The sequence below is a fragment of the Kitasatospora sp. NPDC101447 genome (assembly GCF_044767225.1).
Lineage (GTDB): Bacteria > Actinomycetota > Actinomycetes > Streptomycetales > Streptomycetaceae > Kitasatospora.
In genome coordinates this window covers 18,290-33,795 of sequence record NZ_JBIWNL010000005.1, presented here as the reverse complement: position 1 = coordinate 33,795, position 15,506 = coordinate 18,290, and the positions used below count along the sequence as shown (strand labels likewise).

General features: G+C 71.3%; 13 protein-coding genes and 2 pseudogenes. 10 read left to right on the top strand and 5 right to left on the bottom strand.

Annotated features, from left to right (window positions below):
* The first annotated feature begins 820 nt into the window (after positions 1-820).
* The 5 genes and pseudogenes from ACIRST_RS09070 to ACIRST_RS09050 all read left to right on the top strand — a co-directional run.
* On the top strand, positions 821-1,711 hold the full coding sequence (locus ACIRST_RS09070) for an SDR family NAD(P)-dependent oxidoreductase (protein ID WP_402801023.1): 891 nt from the start codon (positions 821-823) through the stop codon (positions 1,709-1,711).
* Between the two features lie 66 nt (positions 1,712-1,777).
* Positions 1,778-2,356, top strand: a complete 579-nt coding sequence (locus tag ACIRST_RS09065; protein ID WP_402801020.1) for a TetR/AcrR family transcriptional regulator — start codon at positions 1,778-1,780, stop codon at positions 2,354-2,356.
* A 350-nt stretch (positions 2,357-2,706) separates the two neighbouring features.
* A complete protein-coding gene (locus ACIRST_RS09060; RefSeq protein WP_402801017.1) occupies positions 2,707-3,510 on the top strand; it encodes a hypothetical protein in 804 nt (267 codons plus the stop codon).
* A 230-nt stretch (positions 3,511-3,740) separates the two neighbouring features.
* Positions 3,741-4,439, top strand: a complete 699-nt coding sequence (locus ACIRST_RS09055) for a hypothetical protein (RefSeq protein ID WP_402801015.1) — start codon at positions 3,741-3,743, stop codon at positions 4,437-4,439.
* Positions 4,440-4,579: 140 nt separating this feature from the next.
* A pseudogene (locus tag ACIRST_RS09050) lies at positions 4,580-5,035 on the top strand (transposase); the annotation flags it as partial.
* Positions 5,036-5,061: 26 nt separating this feature from the next.
* Here the strand turns inward: ACIRST_RS09050 and ACIRST_RS09045 are convergent.
* Positions 5,062-5,457, bottom strand: a complete 396-nt coding sequence (locus tag ACIRST_RS09045) for a hypothetical protein (RefSeq protein WP_402801013.1) — start codon at positions 5,455-5,457, stop codon at positions 5,062-5,064.
* A 383-nt stretch (positions 5,458-5,840) separates the two neighbouring features.
* Positions 5,841-6,713 carry an aldo/keto reductase family oxidoreductase gene (locus tag ACIRST_RS09040; RefSeq protein ID WP_402801010.1) on the bottom strand — a complete coding sequence of 291 codons (873 nt, stop codon included), beginning with the start codon at positions 6,711-6,713 and terminating at the stop codon, positions 5,841-5,843.
* A 130-nt stretch (positions 6,714-6,843) separates the two neighbouring features.
* Between ACIRST_RS09040 and ACIRST_RS09035 the strand changes: the two genes are divergently transcribed.
* Complete coding sequence (locus tag ACIRST_RS09035) at positions 6,844-7,287, top strand: helix-turn-helix domain-containing protein (RefSeq protein ID WP_350522320.1); 444 nt, start codon at positions 6,844-6,846, stop codon at positions 7,285-7,287.
* Positions 7,288-7,354: 67 nt separating this feature from the next.
* Here ACIRST_RS09035 and ACIRST_RS09030 read toward each other — a convergent pair.
* Positions 7,355-7,783: pseudogene (locus tag ACIRST_RS09030) on the bottom strand (transposase); the annotation flags it as partial.
* Positions 7,784-8,506: 723 nt separating this feature from the next.
* Between ACIRST_RS09030 and ACIRST_RS09025 the strand changes: the two are divergent.
* The 3 genes from ACIRST_RS09025 (at position 8,507) to ACIRST_RS09015 (ending at position 10,961) form a co-directional block, all read left to right on the top strand.
* Positions 8,507-9,202 carry an alpha/beta fold hydrolase gene (locus tag ACIRST_RS09025; RefSeq protein WP_402801007.1) on the top strand — a complete coding sequence of 232 codons (696 nt, stop codon included), beginning with the start codon at positions 8,507-8,509 and terminating at the stop codon, positions 9,200-9,202.
* 265 nt (positions 9,203-9,467) lie between these two features.
* Entirely contained in the window at positions 9,468-9,734 is a 267-nt protein-coding gene (locus ACIRST_RS09020; protein ID WP_402801003.1) for a hypothetical protein, read from the top strand.
* A gap of 183 nt (positions 9,735-9,917) precedes the next feature.
* On the top strand, positions 9,918-10,961 hold the full coding sequence (locus ACIRST_RS09015; protein ID WP_402801001.1) for a hypothetical protein: 1,044 nt from the start codon (positions 9,918-9,920) through the stop codon (positions 10,959-10,961).
* A 130-nt stretch (positions 10,962-11,091) separates the two neighbouring features.
* Here the strand turns inward: ACIRST_RS09015 and ACIRST_RS09010 are convergent, their stop codons facing one another.
* Both ACIRST_RS09010 and ACIRST_RS09005 read right to left on the bottom strand, forming a co-directional pair.
* Entirely contained in the window at positions 11,092-11,367 is a 276-nt protein-coding gene (locus ACIRST_RS09010; RefSeq protein WP_402800999.1) for a hypothetical protein, read from the bottom strand.
* Positions 11,368-12,062: 695 nt separating this feature from the next.
* The gene (locus ACIRST_RS09005; RefSeq protein ID WP_402800997.1) at positions 12,063-12,473 is read right to left on the bottom strand and encodes a hypothetical protein; all 411 of its coding nucleotides are present in this window, start codon (positions 12,471-12,473) and stop codon (positions 12,063-12,065) included.
* Positions 12,474-12,734: 261 nt separating this feature from the next.
* On the opposite strand from ACIRST_RS09005, the gene ACIRST_RS09000 reads away from it, so the two are divergent.
* The gene (locus ACIRST_RS09000; protein WP_402800995.1) at positions 12,735-15,458 is read left to right on the top strand and encodes an ATP-binding protein; all 2,724 of its coding nucleotides are present in this window, start codon (positions 12,735-12,737) and stop codon (positions 15,456-15,458) included.
* Positions 15,459-15,506 lie beyond the last annotated feature (48 nt).

The following is a 15,506-nucleotide window of genomic DNA, read 5'->3' as shown; positions in this document are numbered from 1 at the left end:
CCGCGCGGTCAGCGCCCGGGCGCGGTGCAGGCCAGCCGCAGGGTCGGCCGCGATCCGGAGCAGGAACGGCACGGCCGGTGCGGCCGCGGCCCTGTTGTAGTACCCCCACGACGACCGCACCTCCCGGGCCCGGCACGTCGGGCCCGGAGCGGATCCGGGTATCCGGCCGGTCATGCCATCCGCTACGGACAGTCCACCCGCCCCGGCCGCCGGTCAGAACCGTGGCACTCCGCTGCACGCTCCGTCGTCGCCGGTGATGAGTGGGGCGTGCCCCGGCATCGAGCACCCCAGGGGCACGGCCGTACCCTGCGCGGCAGCTCGCCTCCAGACCGCGTTCAGGCGCGGCGGCGAGTACTCGCGTGCCTCCCTGGAGCGGGAGTTCCGGCTGCGCCGGGCCGCGCTGGTTGACGGCTTGGCGCTGCGCAGCCGCGACGAGTGCGACATCGCCGGGGCCGCGCGTACCGCTGCCCGTCTGCGGTCAGCCCCCGGCCGCAGAGCGGTGCGGGCCGTCGCTACGCCGCCGCAGCCGCGACCGGTTCGTCGTCGATGTGCTGGAGGCGACTGCGGGCGGTGACCCGGTCCTCGCCCGACAGCGCGGAGCGCGGCCCAGCGCTCGTCCGCCCACACCGCGTGGGAGGCCTGCCGCTCGGCCTCCTCAAGGCGGGCGGACTCGGCAAGCTGCTCCTCACTCAGCCCCCGCCGGGTGGCACCCGGCATTGCCCGTCCCGCCGCCCGACCCTCTAAGCGGATAGTTCATCCGATTGTGTGCTACCGTCCGAGCAAGCGGATTAACTATCCGGATATCTGGGTGGAGGGGCACATGATGAAGACAGCCGTGGTCACAGCGGGGACGGCCGGCATCGGGCTGGAGACGGCCCTGGGACTGGCCGACGCCGGGTTCTCGGTCACCGTGGTCGGACGCAACGCCGACCGCGGCGCCCGGGCGGTCGACCGAATCAACGCAACGAACCCGGCGCATCCCGGACGGTTCCTGCCCGCCGACCTCGGCTCGCTCGACCAGGTGCGCGCGCTCGCCGACCGGATCGCCGCCGAGCACGTCGCCTCCGGCAACCCGCTGACCGTGCTGGTCAACAACGTCGGGGCGATGTTCCCGCAGCGACAGACCCTGGACGGCATCGAAGCGTCGTTCGTCGTCAACCACCTCTCGCCGTACCTGCTGACGGAACTGCTGCTGCCCACGCTGACAGGCGGGGCGCCGAGCAGGATCGTGAACGTGACCTCGGGCGCGGTCGGGCTCGCGAAGAAGGCCTTCGACGCCGTCGAGCCGCCCGGCGGCTACTACGGCTTCCACTGGTACGGCCGCGCCAAGCTCGCCAACCTCGCCTACACGCTCGACCTGGCGAACCGGCTGAAGGGCACAGCCGCCTCCGTCTTCGCCGCCGATCCGGGAGGCGCCGCGACCGACATGACCAACGGCACCATGACCGACCCGAAGATCGTCTCACCGGCCCTGCGACTGCTGTGGCCGCTGGTGCGCCGCAAGTTCGACCGCTCCACCTCGGGTCCGGCGTCCGTGGCCGCCCGCTCCTCGATCGTCGCCGCCACCGACGAAGCCCTCGCGGGCCGGACCGGCATCGTCATCGGCGCCCACGCGCACCCGGTGACGCCACTGCGCGCAGCGACCGACCCCCGCATCGCCCGGAACGTGCGCCGGCTCAGTGAACGGTACGCACCTCTCACCGTCGCCTGACCCGCCAGGCGGTGCGGGCGCCGTCGGCGGCATCATCCGGATGGGGAATCCGGTTAGCATGTCCCCATGACGACGCCCCTGCGCAAGGACGCGGCCCGCAACTGGGACCGGATCGTCGCGGTCGCCCGTGCCCTGGTCGACCAGGGCACACCCCTGCAGCTGAACGACGTCGCCGCCCGCGCCGGACTCGGAGTCGGCACCGTCTACCGGCACTTCGCCACCCCCGAGGCGCTGCTGGAGACCGTCGCCACGCCCTGCCTGGAAGCCCTGGCCGACCACGGCCGGGAGGCGCTGACCAGCACCGACCCCTGGCTCGCACTCGAAGGCTTCCTGTTCCGAACCGTCGAAGCGCAGGTCACCGACGCGTCCCTCGCCCCGGTCACCGCGGCAGCCACCGACACCCTGCCGCGCACCACGGAACTCAAGGAGACGCTTCGATCGGTCGGCACCGCGCTCCTTGGCCGGGCTCGCGATGCCGGAGCGGTCCGACGTGACCTGGCCGCCACCGACCTCGTCCCGCTCATGTGCGGCGTCGCCTACGCCGTGAACGTCCACGGCGGCACACCTGCCGACCGGATCGACACCGCACACCGCTACCTGGCCACACTCCTCGAAGGACTGCACGCCACGCCACAGCACGCGTGAGAACACCGCCCGCGCACCAACCGGGGTGATCCTTACCTGCTGAAACGACCTGTATGGCGCACCGGTCTGCGATCGCTGCCCCCCTGGGGATTCGTGACCACGAGGGCGGAGAATTCTGCTACGCGGAAACGGTCAAAGGTGGGGAATCCCGGGCCGGGTTGTCCTTGCCGCTCGGGGATCGAGCCTGTCTTGGCGGCCGTCCGGTCGCCGTTCCGCCGGGCGGTGCTCCGGGAGGCGGACGATCTATTTCATTTGGCAGCCTGACCTGTGCAAACGATAATGAGCACGGCCAAACTTGAAACAACTGAAAGGGAATCAGAGCTGTGCGAGTGAGGGGGAGGGGCATCGCGGTGGCGGCTGCGGGAGCGGCGCTCACGATGGTCCTGGCGGGCTGTGGCGGGGAGTCCCACAGCAGTGCGGCGGGGGCGAGCCCGGCCGGGGACAAGGCCGCGAGCAAGCGGACCGACGCTCCGACCGTGCTGATGGCCGCGTCCAAGAAGACCGCGGAACAGGCCTCGTACCGGACGATCCAGACGGGGGAGGGCGGCTCCGACAAGTCCGAGATGCTCTTCCAGAAGCAGCCGTACGCCTCGTCCATCACGTCGTCGGGGAAGAAGAGTGCGGACAACCCCACCGGCGTCAGCCAGGTGATCGTCACGGGCGACGCGACCTACATCAAGTCGGACCAGATCCCGGGCAAGAGCTGGTACCGCATGGACACGCCGGCGAGCAGCGGCCCCTCCAACGCACGGGCTGCGGGGTCCATCGACGAGGTCGCGGGCGCGCTCGCCGCCACCGGGTCCACGTCGTGGGTCGGTGAGGAGCAGGTGGGCGGTCGAGCGGCCGACCACTACCGCGGCACGGTGGTCTTCGAGGAGCTGGCCCGCTACACCGGGCCCGCCATCAAGGACGAAGTGCGCGACTACTACGTCCAGTTGGCCAAGCGGCGTGGCGACACCTCGGCGGTCCTCGACATGTGGGTCGGCAAGGACGACCTCGTCCTGAAGTCGCAGCAGGTCACCACCGGCAGCAAGGGCCAGGCCCAGGTCTTCGAGGAGTACTCCGACTTCGGCACCGTCCCGGCCATCACGGCACCGCCAGCCGAAACCGTCGGCACCTGGGACGAGTTCATCGCCGGCGCGGCGAAGCGCTAGGTGCGCATCTGCCGGTGTCCGCCCTCACCGTGGCGGACTGACGGCACATCGGGGCTCCGGTACAGGGCGACTTGGCAAGGTCACCCCCCAGCCGGGGCCTCGCTGCGTCAGCAACGGGCCTGCCAACCGACCTGACCGATAACGCCCTTCGCCCGCCCCGCCGGGCAATCGATCAGTAAGCTGAGCCGCCGATCTGATCGTGCCATCACGACGAGGCCGGGGGGGCGTTCGTGTCGGATGCAGTGCTGAACATCGTGATCGGGCTTGTCACGAGCATTGTCAGCGGCGGATCCGTATGGGCTTGGAAAAGGGCGAGCACTGCCCGCCTCCTGCATCAGAAGCAGGCCTTTCTCGGCCTGCAGCCCGGCGTGCCGTGCGTCATCATCCTGAACAGTCACTGGCAGATGCCCGCTGTCACCGACCACAGCGACGTGTATGCGATCATCGAGCTTGCGATGCTCGCCGAGGAAGCCGGGTGTCCGTTCTCCCTTGTCGCGGCTGACGCGCATGAACTCAACGGGGATCGCACCGGGCTCAGCATAGGCGGACTCGGGTCGAACCAGCGCAACGTCGAGTACGTGGCCTCGCACCTGCCGGGCGTGAGGGTCAACCCGGATGGTGACTTCACGGTCGGAGAGCAGCGGTTCCTGCACGAGCAGGGGCGGAAGGACCATGCTCTGGTCGCGAAGTTCACCCCTCCGCAGTCCACACAGCCGGTCCTGGTCATCATGGGGCAGTCGTCGATCGCGAACCAGGCGGCTGTGTACCTCCTCAAGCGCGACTACCGGCGTCTGTCGAAGACCGTCGCATCGCTCGATCGGTTCTGCCTCATGCTGCGGGTCGACGCGGCAGACACCTACGGCTACCAGGCGGTCGAACTGGCTGCTGACCTGTCCGCGGTTGCCTTCCAGGGCCGCCAGCGCCGATAAGGCACCTGCCGCCTCGTCAGAAACCCGCAGCTGGGCGATGGTCCGACATCCGCAAGCATCGCGGCCGACAGGCAGGCGGCGGGCGCCGAGGCATATCCCCGGGGCGGGCGGTATCCGAAGCACGGCAGGGAGTTCCGCTTCTGCGGTGGCAGGCGTTCCTGCGACGCTTCGACCTGGAGCACACTCTCCGGATGATCAAGCAGACGCTCGGCTGGACCCGGCCGAAGCTCCGCACCCCGGCAGCGGCGGACCGGTGGACATGGTTGATCATCGTCGCGCACACCCAGCTGCGGCTCGCACGGCCGCTCGCCGAGGACATCCGCCGGCCTTGGGAGCGGCCGTTGGAACCGAACGAACTCACCCCTGCAAGGGTCCGCCAGGGGTTCAGGAACCTCCGCCCCCACCCGCCCTGCCCGGCCAGTGCGCCCGAACCCATCCGACCCGGCCCCGGTAGGCCGCGCGGCTCCAAGAACCAGCAGCCCGCCACCCGCTACGACGTGGGCAAAACCGTCCGACGCCCCGAAACCATCAGCGAACGCGACCGGATCAACCGACAACGGCAGGGCTCATGGGCACAGGACTCTGACCTCCACTGACAATGCGAAGGAGGGAGCAGCGGCCGCTACGGGCCAGGGCGTCGGGTGGGCTTCCGGGTCGCGGGCTGGTTCTTGACGGCGCTGCAGGCGAGCAGTTCGGTGCCGGCGGCGTTGAAGTAGAGGGTGAAGAACCAGGACCGGTCCGGCGCGTCGAGGAGGCCGGTTCGGAACGGTACGTCGCGGTGTCGGGAGAGGATCTCGACCGACTCGTCGAGGCCGACGGTGGTCAGGCCGATTCGTCGTGCGCGGCGCAGCCGTGTGGCGGCGATGCCGCGCACCATCCAGTCGGGCAGCTCGCGGTCGAACAGCCGCAGCTCGCCGCCGGCCAGGAGAGCTTCGCGGGCCGGGGCGCAGGCGGCGGTCTGGTCGGCGAGCATGGCGGCCAGACCGGGCCGGGTCGGGTGCTCGTTCTGGCTGGTCATGCCGAGACCGTAGTCACCGGCCGTGGACGGTGCCACCGGATTTGGGCGGTGGGGTCTCCGATGGCGGAGCAACCTGCTTTGACGTCAAGGAAGTCGGCCGAGATCAACTGAAGCTGGTGGCACTTCAGGCGGCGAAGACCGCTCCAGCGCGAGCCCGGTGGATAAAGGACAAGCTTAGAGCCTGCGTCGATAGGCGGGTGGGGCACCCGGGCAGCGAGGCGGGCACAAGTCTCCCTGATCATGGAGTTGCGACGCTCTGTGATCACTGGGAGACCTGTGCCCGTGCTTCCAGCAAGTCGACCGACCTGCGGATCGATTCGCGGCCCTGCTGCCCGGGCGTCCCGCGGTCGATCCGGCCCCGGCCGCTGGTGAGCGCCGTAGGGTCAGCGGCCGATCTTGGCGAGCTCGGCGAGATCGTCGTCGGACAGCGGGAGTCCCGCGCCGGCGGCGTTCTCGCGCAGGTGTGCCACCGATGAGGTGCCGGGGATCAGCAGGATGTTCGGCGACCGCTGCAGCAGCCAGGCCAGGGCGACCGACATGGGCGTCGCTTCCAACCGGGCGGCTACGGCCGTGAGTGCCGAGGACTGCAGCGGGCTGAAGCCGCCGAGGGGGAAGAAGGGCACGTAGGCGATGCCCTGATCTGCGAGCTCGTCGATCAGGTCGTCGTCGTGGCGGTGGGCGAGGTTGTACATGTTCTGCACGCACACGATCGGCGCGATCGAGCGTGCCTCGGCGACCTGTTCCGCCGTCGCGTTGCTCACGCCGAGGTGCCGGATGAGGCCCTGCCGCTGGAGGTTGACGAGCGTCCCGAACGCCTCCGCGAGCGAACCGGGAACGGGGCCCTGGGCGTCGCCGAGCCGGAGGTTGACCACGTCCAGCGTGTCGAGGCCGAGGTTCTCCAGGTTCTCGGTGACGGCCCGGCGCAGTTCTTCAGGCTTGCGTGCCGGGGGCCAGCCTCCCTCCCCGTCGCGGGTCGCGCCGACCTTGGTCACGATGTGCAGTGAGTCGGAGTACGGGTGCAGCGCTTCGCGGATCAGCTGGTTGGTGATGTGCGGTCCGTAGGCGTCGGCGGTGTCGATGTGGGTGATGCCGAGGCCGACGGCCTCGCGGAGAACGGCGAGTGCGCCCTCGCGGTCGGCGGGCGGACCCATGACCCAGGGGCCGGCGAGCTGCATGGCGCCGTAGCCGAACCGGGTGACGGTCAGGTCGCCGAGGGTCCAGGTGCCGCCGGGGAGCGAGGCGGAGGGGGTGCTCATGGTGTGCCTTTCGTGTTGAGCCGGGGGATGGTGCCCAGTGGCGCCTTGCACCACTATTGGTACGTAGCTTCTTGACGGGAAGTAGGCACTTCGAGGTGCGTAGGGCACCCACGGGTGGGAGGAATGGTCCATGGCGACGATGACGGCAGCCCAGCAAAGGGCACAGGCCAAGATGGAGTACGACGCCTTCGTGGCGGCCTGCCCCAGCCGCAAGCTGCTCGACCGGATCTCGGACAAGTGGGTCACGCTGATCCTGGCCGCGCTCGGCAGCGACAGCGCGCATCAGCCCGGCGCCGACTGCACTGGCGGGCCCCGCGTGATGCGCTACTCGGAGCTGCAGCGCCTCTTGGCCGGCGTCAGCCAGAAGATGCTCACCCAGACGCTGCGTTCCCTGGAGCGCGACGGCCTGGTGTCCCGGACCGTGGTGCCGACTGTGCCGGTGACAGTGTCCTACGAGCTGACCGATCTCGGCCTGTCGCTGTACGAGATGATGCGCGGCCTCAAGGCATGGGCCGAGGTGCACATGGACGACGTGCTGGCCAACCGCGAGACCTACGACACCCGCGGCGCCTGAACCACACCAGGGTTGTTGATCAGCGGAAACAGTCTGCGTGTAAGGGGCCGGGCAGATGGGCGGGTGGTCACGGGCGTCGTTTGGGGCGGTGGTCCCAGTGGTGGGTGGTCCAGGCCCGGCGGATCAGGCTACGAATGGTGATGATCGTGTCCGCGAGGTCGAAGAAGGCGTTGGCGACAGTCGCACGGCGCTCGTAGCAACAGGCAAGTCGGTGGAAGGCGTTCTGCCAGGCGTGCGTGCGCTCGACGTGCCACCGCTCGCTGGCCTGGATCGGTGCCTTCTCGCCCTTGTGCGCGATGCGACCGTGCAGGTTGCGGGCGGCCAGTTCGGTGCGCGTCTTGTCCGAGTCGTAGCCGGCGTCCAGGCGCACGGTGATGTCGTCGGGCAGCGGTCCCAGGTGCTCCAGCAAGTCCAAGGTCAGGGCGAGCAGCGGGGAGTCGTGGCGGTTCGCTCCGGCGAGGACCCTGCCGAGCGGAATTCCATACCCATCCGTCATGGCCTGCGCGCCGCCTGCCCGCCGCCTGCGCGCTGAGCAGCGTGGCAGCGCTGACCAGCGCGGCCAGCCCCCCGATCACCCGTCGGCGCACAATCACCGGAACCCCGTTGTCTGCGGATCGCTCCGCGTCCCTCGACGGCCTTGGCGGGCGGTGCGACAACCCACCCGCGGGCGCCGTCGAACATGCGTCGTCTACCGCCGAAGCGGTTCCGGACGGCATTGATCGTTTGCCGCCCGTCCACAGAGCACGGTCCGCAGCGCGCCAAGGGTTCACGACTCCCAGACGCGGCCTCACCTCGCTCCGAAACCGCGGCGATCCGCCCGCCCGATCACTGAGCAGGAGGCGGCCCACTCGGACGGCCCCGGCGGCACGAGACGGTGGTGCCGGACCTGCCGGACCCGCGGCACACACCAAGGGCGAGGGACGCCACCGGGCGATCACTGCCCCCCGGCCTGCCGTCCGGCGGCGCGCTGCGCCTGGGCATGGTCGGTGGCCCGCCCCGTTCTGCCGGGTTGGTCCTGGTCCGCCGCGCCCCCGTCTCGGCTCCGCAGGCCCCCGGCTGTGGGCGGGGCCGGCCTGTCGGCTGCGGGGAGAGCGGCACTGATGTGGATCTTCGAAAGCGGCTCTGGCCGGGATTTTGTGAGTGACTGTCGGCATCCTGTCCTGACCGCCGCTGCCTCTACGCTTGACCGGAGGCAGCCAAGCCGGGCGTGGAGGCAGCGATGAGGGTCGTGTTCGTGCATGGGGCGTGTGTGCGGGACGGGTCGTGGTGGTGGCATCGCACTGCCGAACTACTGCAGGAGCGCGGGGTGCTGAGCGTGGCTCCGGCGCTGCCGAGTTGCGGTGAGACGGGCCTGCCCGGCGGGACGGGCGGTCCGGGGCTCTCCGAGGACGTCGCGGCGGTGCGGCAGGCGCTGCTGGACGGCGACGAGCCCACCGTTGTGGTCGCCCACAGCTATGGCGGCATCATCACCGCGGAAGCCGCTGCGGGCGTCCCGTCCGTGCGCCACCTGGTCATGGTCTCCAGCTACCTGCCCGAGGCCGGCCAGAGCCTGTCGGACTTCGGGGACGGCGCCCCCGCGCCCTTCCTCGACGTCGACGCCGATGCCGGCACCTTCGGGGTTCGCCCCGAGCTCCTCGTGGACACATTCCTGCAGGACTGCGACCCCGAGGACCAGGCCCAGGCGGCGGACCACCTCGCCCGCCAGAGCGTGCAGGTGACCGGACAGCCGGTCGGAGCCGCGGCATGGCAGCACGTACCGTCCACATACCTCGTCTGCGCCCGGGACCGGGGCACCCCGCCACGCCTGCAGCGAGAGTTCGCCCGCCGGGCGGGCAACGTCGTCGAACTCGACGCCGGCCACCATCCGTTCCTCTCCCGGCCCGCCGCGGTCCGGGACCTGCTGCTGAGCCTGTGACGGCAGCAATAAGATCAAACGGGCCTCATCAGTACCGGCAGCATGGGATTGCGTCCTCCCGGCCGGGCTCACGAGATCAGCGCGCCAGGGTGGGTGTGAGGGTTCGCCGCGCACCGCACTACTGCTGAGGCGCGTACGCGGTGCGCGCCGCAGGCAATGGGATGCGGCACACACCGCGGGTTCCGATCCTGCCAGCGCCCCGAGGCGGGTCCCTCCCGTCGGGGCCCGGTTCTTCCGCGGGGCGGAGCGCCCGCCTACCCGGGGCGTGGAACTGTACAACGACGGGCCGCTGCCCATTCCGGCGCAGCAGTCCAGCACCACTGTCAACCCGCTACCGCTGCACTGGGTCCAGACGGACGCCGTCGCCGCCGCCGTGAAGGCCACGAGGACGGACGGCCGGGCTACGGTCGTCGCCGCGACCGGTTCCGGCAAGACCCCGATCGCGCCTGGCGGTGCCCGGCGCCTGGCGGCGCGTGACGTGGTGCTGGTGCCGGCGCCGGACGATCAACGGTCCCTCGGGACCGACGGTTAAGTCAGATGACCGATGCGAGGCGGTCGCTGCTGCTGCCAGCCTCTCCCGTGAGCGGCTCCGCGCCGCCCGCGTCCAGGCCGACCCGTGCCTTGCACGTGGCGCGTCGCCGGACCCGAGCCACACGACGTCATCACGCCGGAGCCACCGCGACACCGGGGCTCACGGATCGGAAAGGCAGCAGACATGACCGCGCCACCCCACACCACTTCGCACCGCCGTGCCACGGCCAGGCTCGCCACCCTGGTCGCCGTCCTCCTCACCGCGTTCGCCGCTGTCTTCGCGGGCACGGTCCCGGCTAGCGCGGTAACGCCCTGGCAGGAGGCGGACCACAACGCCAGCACCCCCGACTCCCCGGCGATGGCGTACTACCGGGGCAGCAACATCGAGGCCATTCGCGGTCAGGACAACGCCCTCTGGTTCAACGTCGACGGTGGCCCGTTCAACCGCATCGGCGGGGTCACCTACGCCGCGCCCGCGATCACCGTGTTCCGCGGTGAGCTCTGGCTCTTCCAGACCGGGCAGAACGGCGACCTCTGGGCTCAGACCCTGGCCAATCCGAACGAGCCCAACCACCGCCGCTGGTACTGGAGTTCGCCCATCCAGTTCCGCACTCAGAACATCGGCGGCTCCGGTTCGGCCGTCCGTAACAACCTGAGCCCGGCCATCGCGGCCTCGCCGGACCTGCTGTTCATCGTCGCCGTGGGCGCCAACGAGCGCATCTACCAGGCCACCATGGGCGTCAACCGGAACTTCAGCCCGTGGTCCGAGGTGCCGGGCGGCGCCCGGACGGAGTCCGCGGCCGCCGCCGCGACCTCGCCCGACAGCCGGCTGACCGTGCTCCACCGCGGCACCGACAACCGGATCTACCGCCAGGGCCTGCAGTACCGGTACTGGCAGTGGGACAACAACTGGCAGCAGATCAGGAACACCAACACCAACGCCGCCCCGTCGATCGCCTACAACGGCCACGAGAACCTGATGGCGGTCGGCTGGCGCGACGCCAACTCCGGCCAGGTACTGACCTGCGAGACCCTGACGTACGCCGCCGAGGCGACGGCCCCGCAGGGCGTGCCCCGCGGCAACAACGTCGCCAGCCCGTCGGCACCGCGCCTCGACTCCGAGCCCGACGGCGTGGGCGTGACCATCCGGGGCGGCAACTTCTACGACGTCGGGGGTCACTACTTCCGGAACAACGTCATCTACTACATCCACAACTACTACGGCTGACCCAGCCCTTCCCCCGCCCCTTCTCCCTGGGGCCGACTGCGCCGTCCCCTCGGGTCCACCGGACCGAGGGGACGGCGCAGTCGTCCAACGCACGCCCCGCCGCCACTGGCGCCGCTGTCAACTGAAGGCTTCAGTTGGCGGGCGAGCGCGCAATGTGGCGGGTGGTCGGCAGGGTCCAGGAGCGTCGCGCCCACCACTTCAAGCCATGGGCCAGAAAGCCGAGGAACGCCCAGACACCGATGGAAGCGACGGACAGCAGGCCGAGCAGCGTCATGCCGAGCGTGGCCCAGAACCCGGAGATCGACGTGAAGACCAGCAGGGCAATGAACGCCATCAGGATGAACGGCCCGACGAGGGCCAGCAGTCCGAGTACAGCTCGTGCGACAGTGTGCGGCGGGCGGGACATGCTTCCCTCCTGAGACAGACGTGCTGCCAGGATTCCGGGCGTGTCGGCGGCTGAGGTGAGTATGCGTACTCAATCGGCGGGTTCCGGCCGCTCGCTGGTCGGGGTGGCGGCGGAGGCCAGGGAGGGGTGGTTCGGAGAGGGCGCCGGTCCGCAGGTGGGGAGCCCCGGGACCGTCGGGAGACTCCGGTGAGCATCCCTCAGTGCCCCGCCCGGCCTGACGACAACGGCGACCAGGCCGATGTCGTCGAACCGCCGCGGCAGCCGTCCCGGCCCGGAGCGGACCGCGTACCGGCTCGGTGATGTCCAGCCCGAACAGTTCGACCGCTGTGCCGCGCGCCGACGCCCTCGGCGCTCTCGGCGCTCTCGCCGCCGCCGAGCGCACCCCGGAGGCCGCGGTGACGACCAGGACGACCAATCACCGGAGCCCGGCCGGCGGGAAGCCCGGCCGGGCTCCGGTGGTGCGGACGGTCACGCATCACGGGCATCCGGTGCGGCGTCCGGGTTTGCCTACGTCGGCGGGCGCCGGTGGCTCGGGCGTTCCGGTTCTCGGCGGCAGGCGTCCAGGGGCCACTGCCGGACCCACTGCCCACCGTCGATCCGTCCTGCTGGAAGAGCGTGTGCAGGTAGCGGACCGAGATCTGCCGTGAGCGGGTGATCGATTCGGGTGAGAGGTCCGGGTCGGCCAGGTTCGGCGGTCATGGTTGGCCCGTGGGGGGCGGCGGACTCCCCGGCCACACTTCGAACGCCTGTGAGATCCCTGCCGGCGGTCCGGCGCGGAAACGCGCGCGGATCAGTGCATCGACCGTGGCGACGGCGTCGGCTCGACCGCTGAGCTCCACCTTCACCGGACCGGCACCGGCATCGGCGATGGCGACCGGCCCTGCGGCGGCTTGTTCGACCGGCGCCGACGTGTCCACCTGCCAGCGGGTGCGGACCACCTGATCGGCGGGTGAGACGTAGTCCCCCGCCGTGCCGGGACCAGGGACGACGATCAGTCTGAACGACTGCCCGACCGTGTCGGCGACCACGTTCGCCACGGGGGGTGCGCCGGAGATCGACATGTGCACCATGGCGCTCGGTTTCCGTGAGCCACTGGTACTGGTCATCGCTCTCCTCTGAGGTTGGCTCCTTTCCCCAGGGTCAGCCAGTGCGAGGTTCCCCGCATCCGTTCAGCAGCGGCGTCCCGCTCGCGTGCGGGACGCCGGCGGGACGCCGGCGGGGCGCCCGTGCGTCTCCGCCGGCACACGAGTCGTACCCGGAGCGGCTGGTTCGGATCGGCGGTGGCAGGGCCCTGGGGCGGCGGTGCGGCGCAGTAGGATCGCCGTTCGGGCACGCCCGCCCCGGTGGACCGACTTCGATGGAGGATCGTGGAACTCGTTGGCCGGCAGGCGCAGTTGGACCTCCTGGCCGGGTTGTTGTCCGAGTCGCGGAGCCGGGGCAGTGCCGTGCTGGTCCGCGGCCCGGCCGGGATCGGGAAGACGGCCCTGCTCGACGAAGCCGCCGTCCTTGCCGAAGCCCGCGGGTACCGGGTGCTGCGCACCAGCGGCGTCGAGGCCGAGAGGGACATCCCCTACGCCGGCCTGCAACTGCTGCTGCGCCCCCTGGCCGCCGGCACCCCGGAGCTCGCGGCCGCGCACCGACAGGCGTTGGACGCCGTCCAGGGGCACGCCGAGGCCGACATCCCGGACGTCTTCCTGGTAGGACTGGCGGCCCTCAACCTCATCGCGGACGCCGCGGCGCTGGCCCCGGTGCTGGTGCTCGCCGACGACGTGCAATGGCTCGACGACGCCACCGTCAGCATCCTGGCGTTCATGGCGCGCCGCGTCGGCACCGAGCCGGTGGTGATGGTGGGGGCCGCGCGGGACGGCTACCGGTCGCGCCTGAACCCCGACGAGATGACCACGGTGCTGCTCGAACCGCTGTCCGCCGACGAGGCGACCGTGCTGCTCGCGGACCGGGTGCCGCACCTGCGCCCCACCGCCCACCGGCGGCTGCTCGCCGCCGCGGCCGGCAATCCGCTGGCGCTGACAGAACTGTCGAGCGCGGTGGGTACCGCCGATCCACAGTTCGCCGAGATCCCTCTCACCGAGAGGCTGGAGCGCGCCTTCACCGACCGGCTCAGGACGCTGCCGGAGGCCACCCGCAGCCTGCTGCAGGTCGCCGCCCTGGACGACGCCTCCTCGCTTCCCGAGGTGTACCGTGCCACCGCGGTGTTCACGGGCGCGGCCGTCGGGGCGGCCGCCCTGGAGCCGGCCGTCCGGGCCCGCCTGGTCGAAGTCGTCGGGACCGAGCTGCGCTTCGGGCATCCGCTGATGCGGTCGGCGATCGAGCAGGCGATGGCGGCCGACGTCCGGCACGCCGCGCACGCTGCGTTCGCCGCGGTGCTCGGGGGTCAGCCGGACCGGCAGGTGCGGCACCGCGCCGCCACCGGTATCCCCGACGAGTCCGTCGCCGATGCCCTGCAGGACGCGGCGCGGCGGGCCGCCCGGCGCGGCGGCATCGCCGCGGCCGTCACCGCGCTGGAACAGGCCGCCGCACTCAGCGAGGACGCCGGTCGACGTGCCGAACGTCTTTTGCTGGCAGCCGATTTCGCCGCCGAGCTGGGACGGCCGGAGACCGTGACGAGGCTGCTGGACCGGGCCCTGACCTGCCGGTTGTCCCGGCAGCAGCATGCCAGGGCGGTGTGGCTGCGCGGCGCCTGCGACGAAGGGCTGCACAGCCACTCCTCCGGTGCCCTCTCGCTCACGGCCCTGGCACAGGAGATGGCCGCCGAGGAACCGGCGCTCGCGCTGCGGATCCTGTGGAGTGCGGCCCAGCTCTGCTTCTGGTCCGACCCGGGCCCCGAGGTCCGGCGCGAGGTCCTGGCCGCCGTGGAGCGCATGGTGACGGACGACCTCGATCCGTGGCGGCTGGCCATCTGCGCCTACGCCGCGCCGATCGAACGCGGCGCGTACGTCCTGAACCGGGCCCGGGACGTCGTCCTGCGGGAGGGCGATGACGGGCGCGCCTACCGGATGTTGAGCACCGCGGCCCTGCTCGCGGGTGGGTTCGGTCTGGCCCGGGCCTTCTCGGAGGCCGGCGGCGCGGGGCTGCGGGCCCAGGGACGCCTGGGGCTGCTGGCCCGCACCGTCGGCGCGGACGCGTGGAGCGCCCTGGTGGCCGGCGACCTCGGCGCCGCGATCGTCGCGACCGAGGAGTCCCGGCGGCTGGCGCGCGAGACCAGCCAGACCATGATGTACGCCCTGATGACCGCCACGGCCGCCAAGCTCGCGGCACTGCGCGGCGAGGAGGACGAGGCCCTGCTGCTCGCAGAGGAGGCCGAGGAGATCGGCCTGCCGGTCGGCGCGCGTCCGGTGCTGGCGACCGCGGCGATGGCGCGCGGCCTGGCGGCGGCGGGCCAGGGCCGGTTCGAGGAGGCGTACGGCCACTTCCGGCGGCTGCACGATCCGGCGGATCCGGCGTTCCAGGTCGCGCTGCGGCTGACCACCCTCGGTGACCTGGTCGACGCCGCGACGCACTGCGGACGCACAGCGGCGGTGCTGCCGGTCGTGGCGGAGCTTGAGGCGGTGGCCGAACTGACGCCGGCCCCGGCCCTGCACGCCGATCTGCGCGTGGCCCGGGCAGTGGTCGCAGCCGACGGCGACGCCGAGCCGCTCTTCGAGGCCGCACTGGGCACCGACCTCAGCGCCCTGCCGTTGGTGCGGGCCCGTACCCACCTGGCCTTCGGCGAGTGGCTGCGGCGCCGCCGCCGCAGCGTCGAGTCCCGGGAGCACCTCCGCACCGCCCGCGACATGTTCGACGCGCTCGGTGCCATCCCCTGGGGGGAGAGGGCCCGCCGGGAACTCCGGGCGGCCGGCGAGACCAGTCGCGGCCGGACACCGGACGTGCACGACCGGCTGACCCCGCACGAGCTGCAGATCGTCCGGCTGGCGGCCGACGGCCTGACCAACCGTGAGATCGGCGAGCGGCTCTACCTGTCCCACCGGACGGTCAGTTCGCACCTGCACCGGATCTTCCCCAAACTCGGCGTCGTCTCGCGCACCGAGCTGCGCACGGTCGTCGGCGCCTTGTGTCGATGCACCGTCACGTGACGCTCGATCGACTCCTGCCGGTGCGTCTAGCGTTCCCCCGGTCGGTGT

Coding starts and splice junctions, on each gene's coding strand:
- ACIRST_RS09015 (WP_402801001.1), top strand. CDS start 9,918: ATGACCGCGCCACCCCACACCACTTCGCACCGCCGTGCCACGGCCAGG.
- ACIRST_RS09010 (WP_402800999.1), bottom strand. CDS start 11,367: ATGTCCCGCCCGCCGCACACTGTCGCACGAGCTGTACTCGGACTGCTG.
- ACIRST_RS09005 (WP_402800997.1), bottom strand. CDS start 12,473: ATGACCAGTACCAGTGGCTCACGGAAACCGAGCGCCATGGTGCACATG.
- ACIRST_RS09070 (WP_402801023.1), top strand. CDS start 821: ATGATGAAGACAGCCGTGGTCACAGCGGGGACGGCCGGCATCGGGCTG.
- ACIRST_RS09035 (WP_350522320.1), top strand. CDS start 6,844: ATGGCGACGATGACGGCAGCCCAGCAAAGGGCACAGGCCAAGATGGAG.
- ACIRST_RS09065 (WP_402801020.1), top strand. CDS start 1,778: ATGACGACGCCCCTGCGCAAGGACGCGGCCCGCAACTGGGACCGGATC.
- ACIRST_RS09040 (WP_402801010.1), bottom strand. CDS start 6,713: ATGAGCACCCCCTCCGCCTCGCTCCCCGGCGGCACCTGGACCCTCGGC.
- ACIRST_RS09045 (WP_402801013.1), bottom strand. CDS start 5,457: ATGACCAGCCAGAACGAGCACCCGACCCGGCCCGGTCTGGCCGCCATG.
- ACIRST_RS09025 (WP_402801007.1), top strand. CDS start 8,507: ATGAGGGTCGTGTTCGTGCATGGGGCGTGTGTGCGGGACGGGTCGTGG.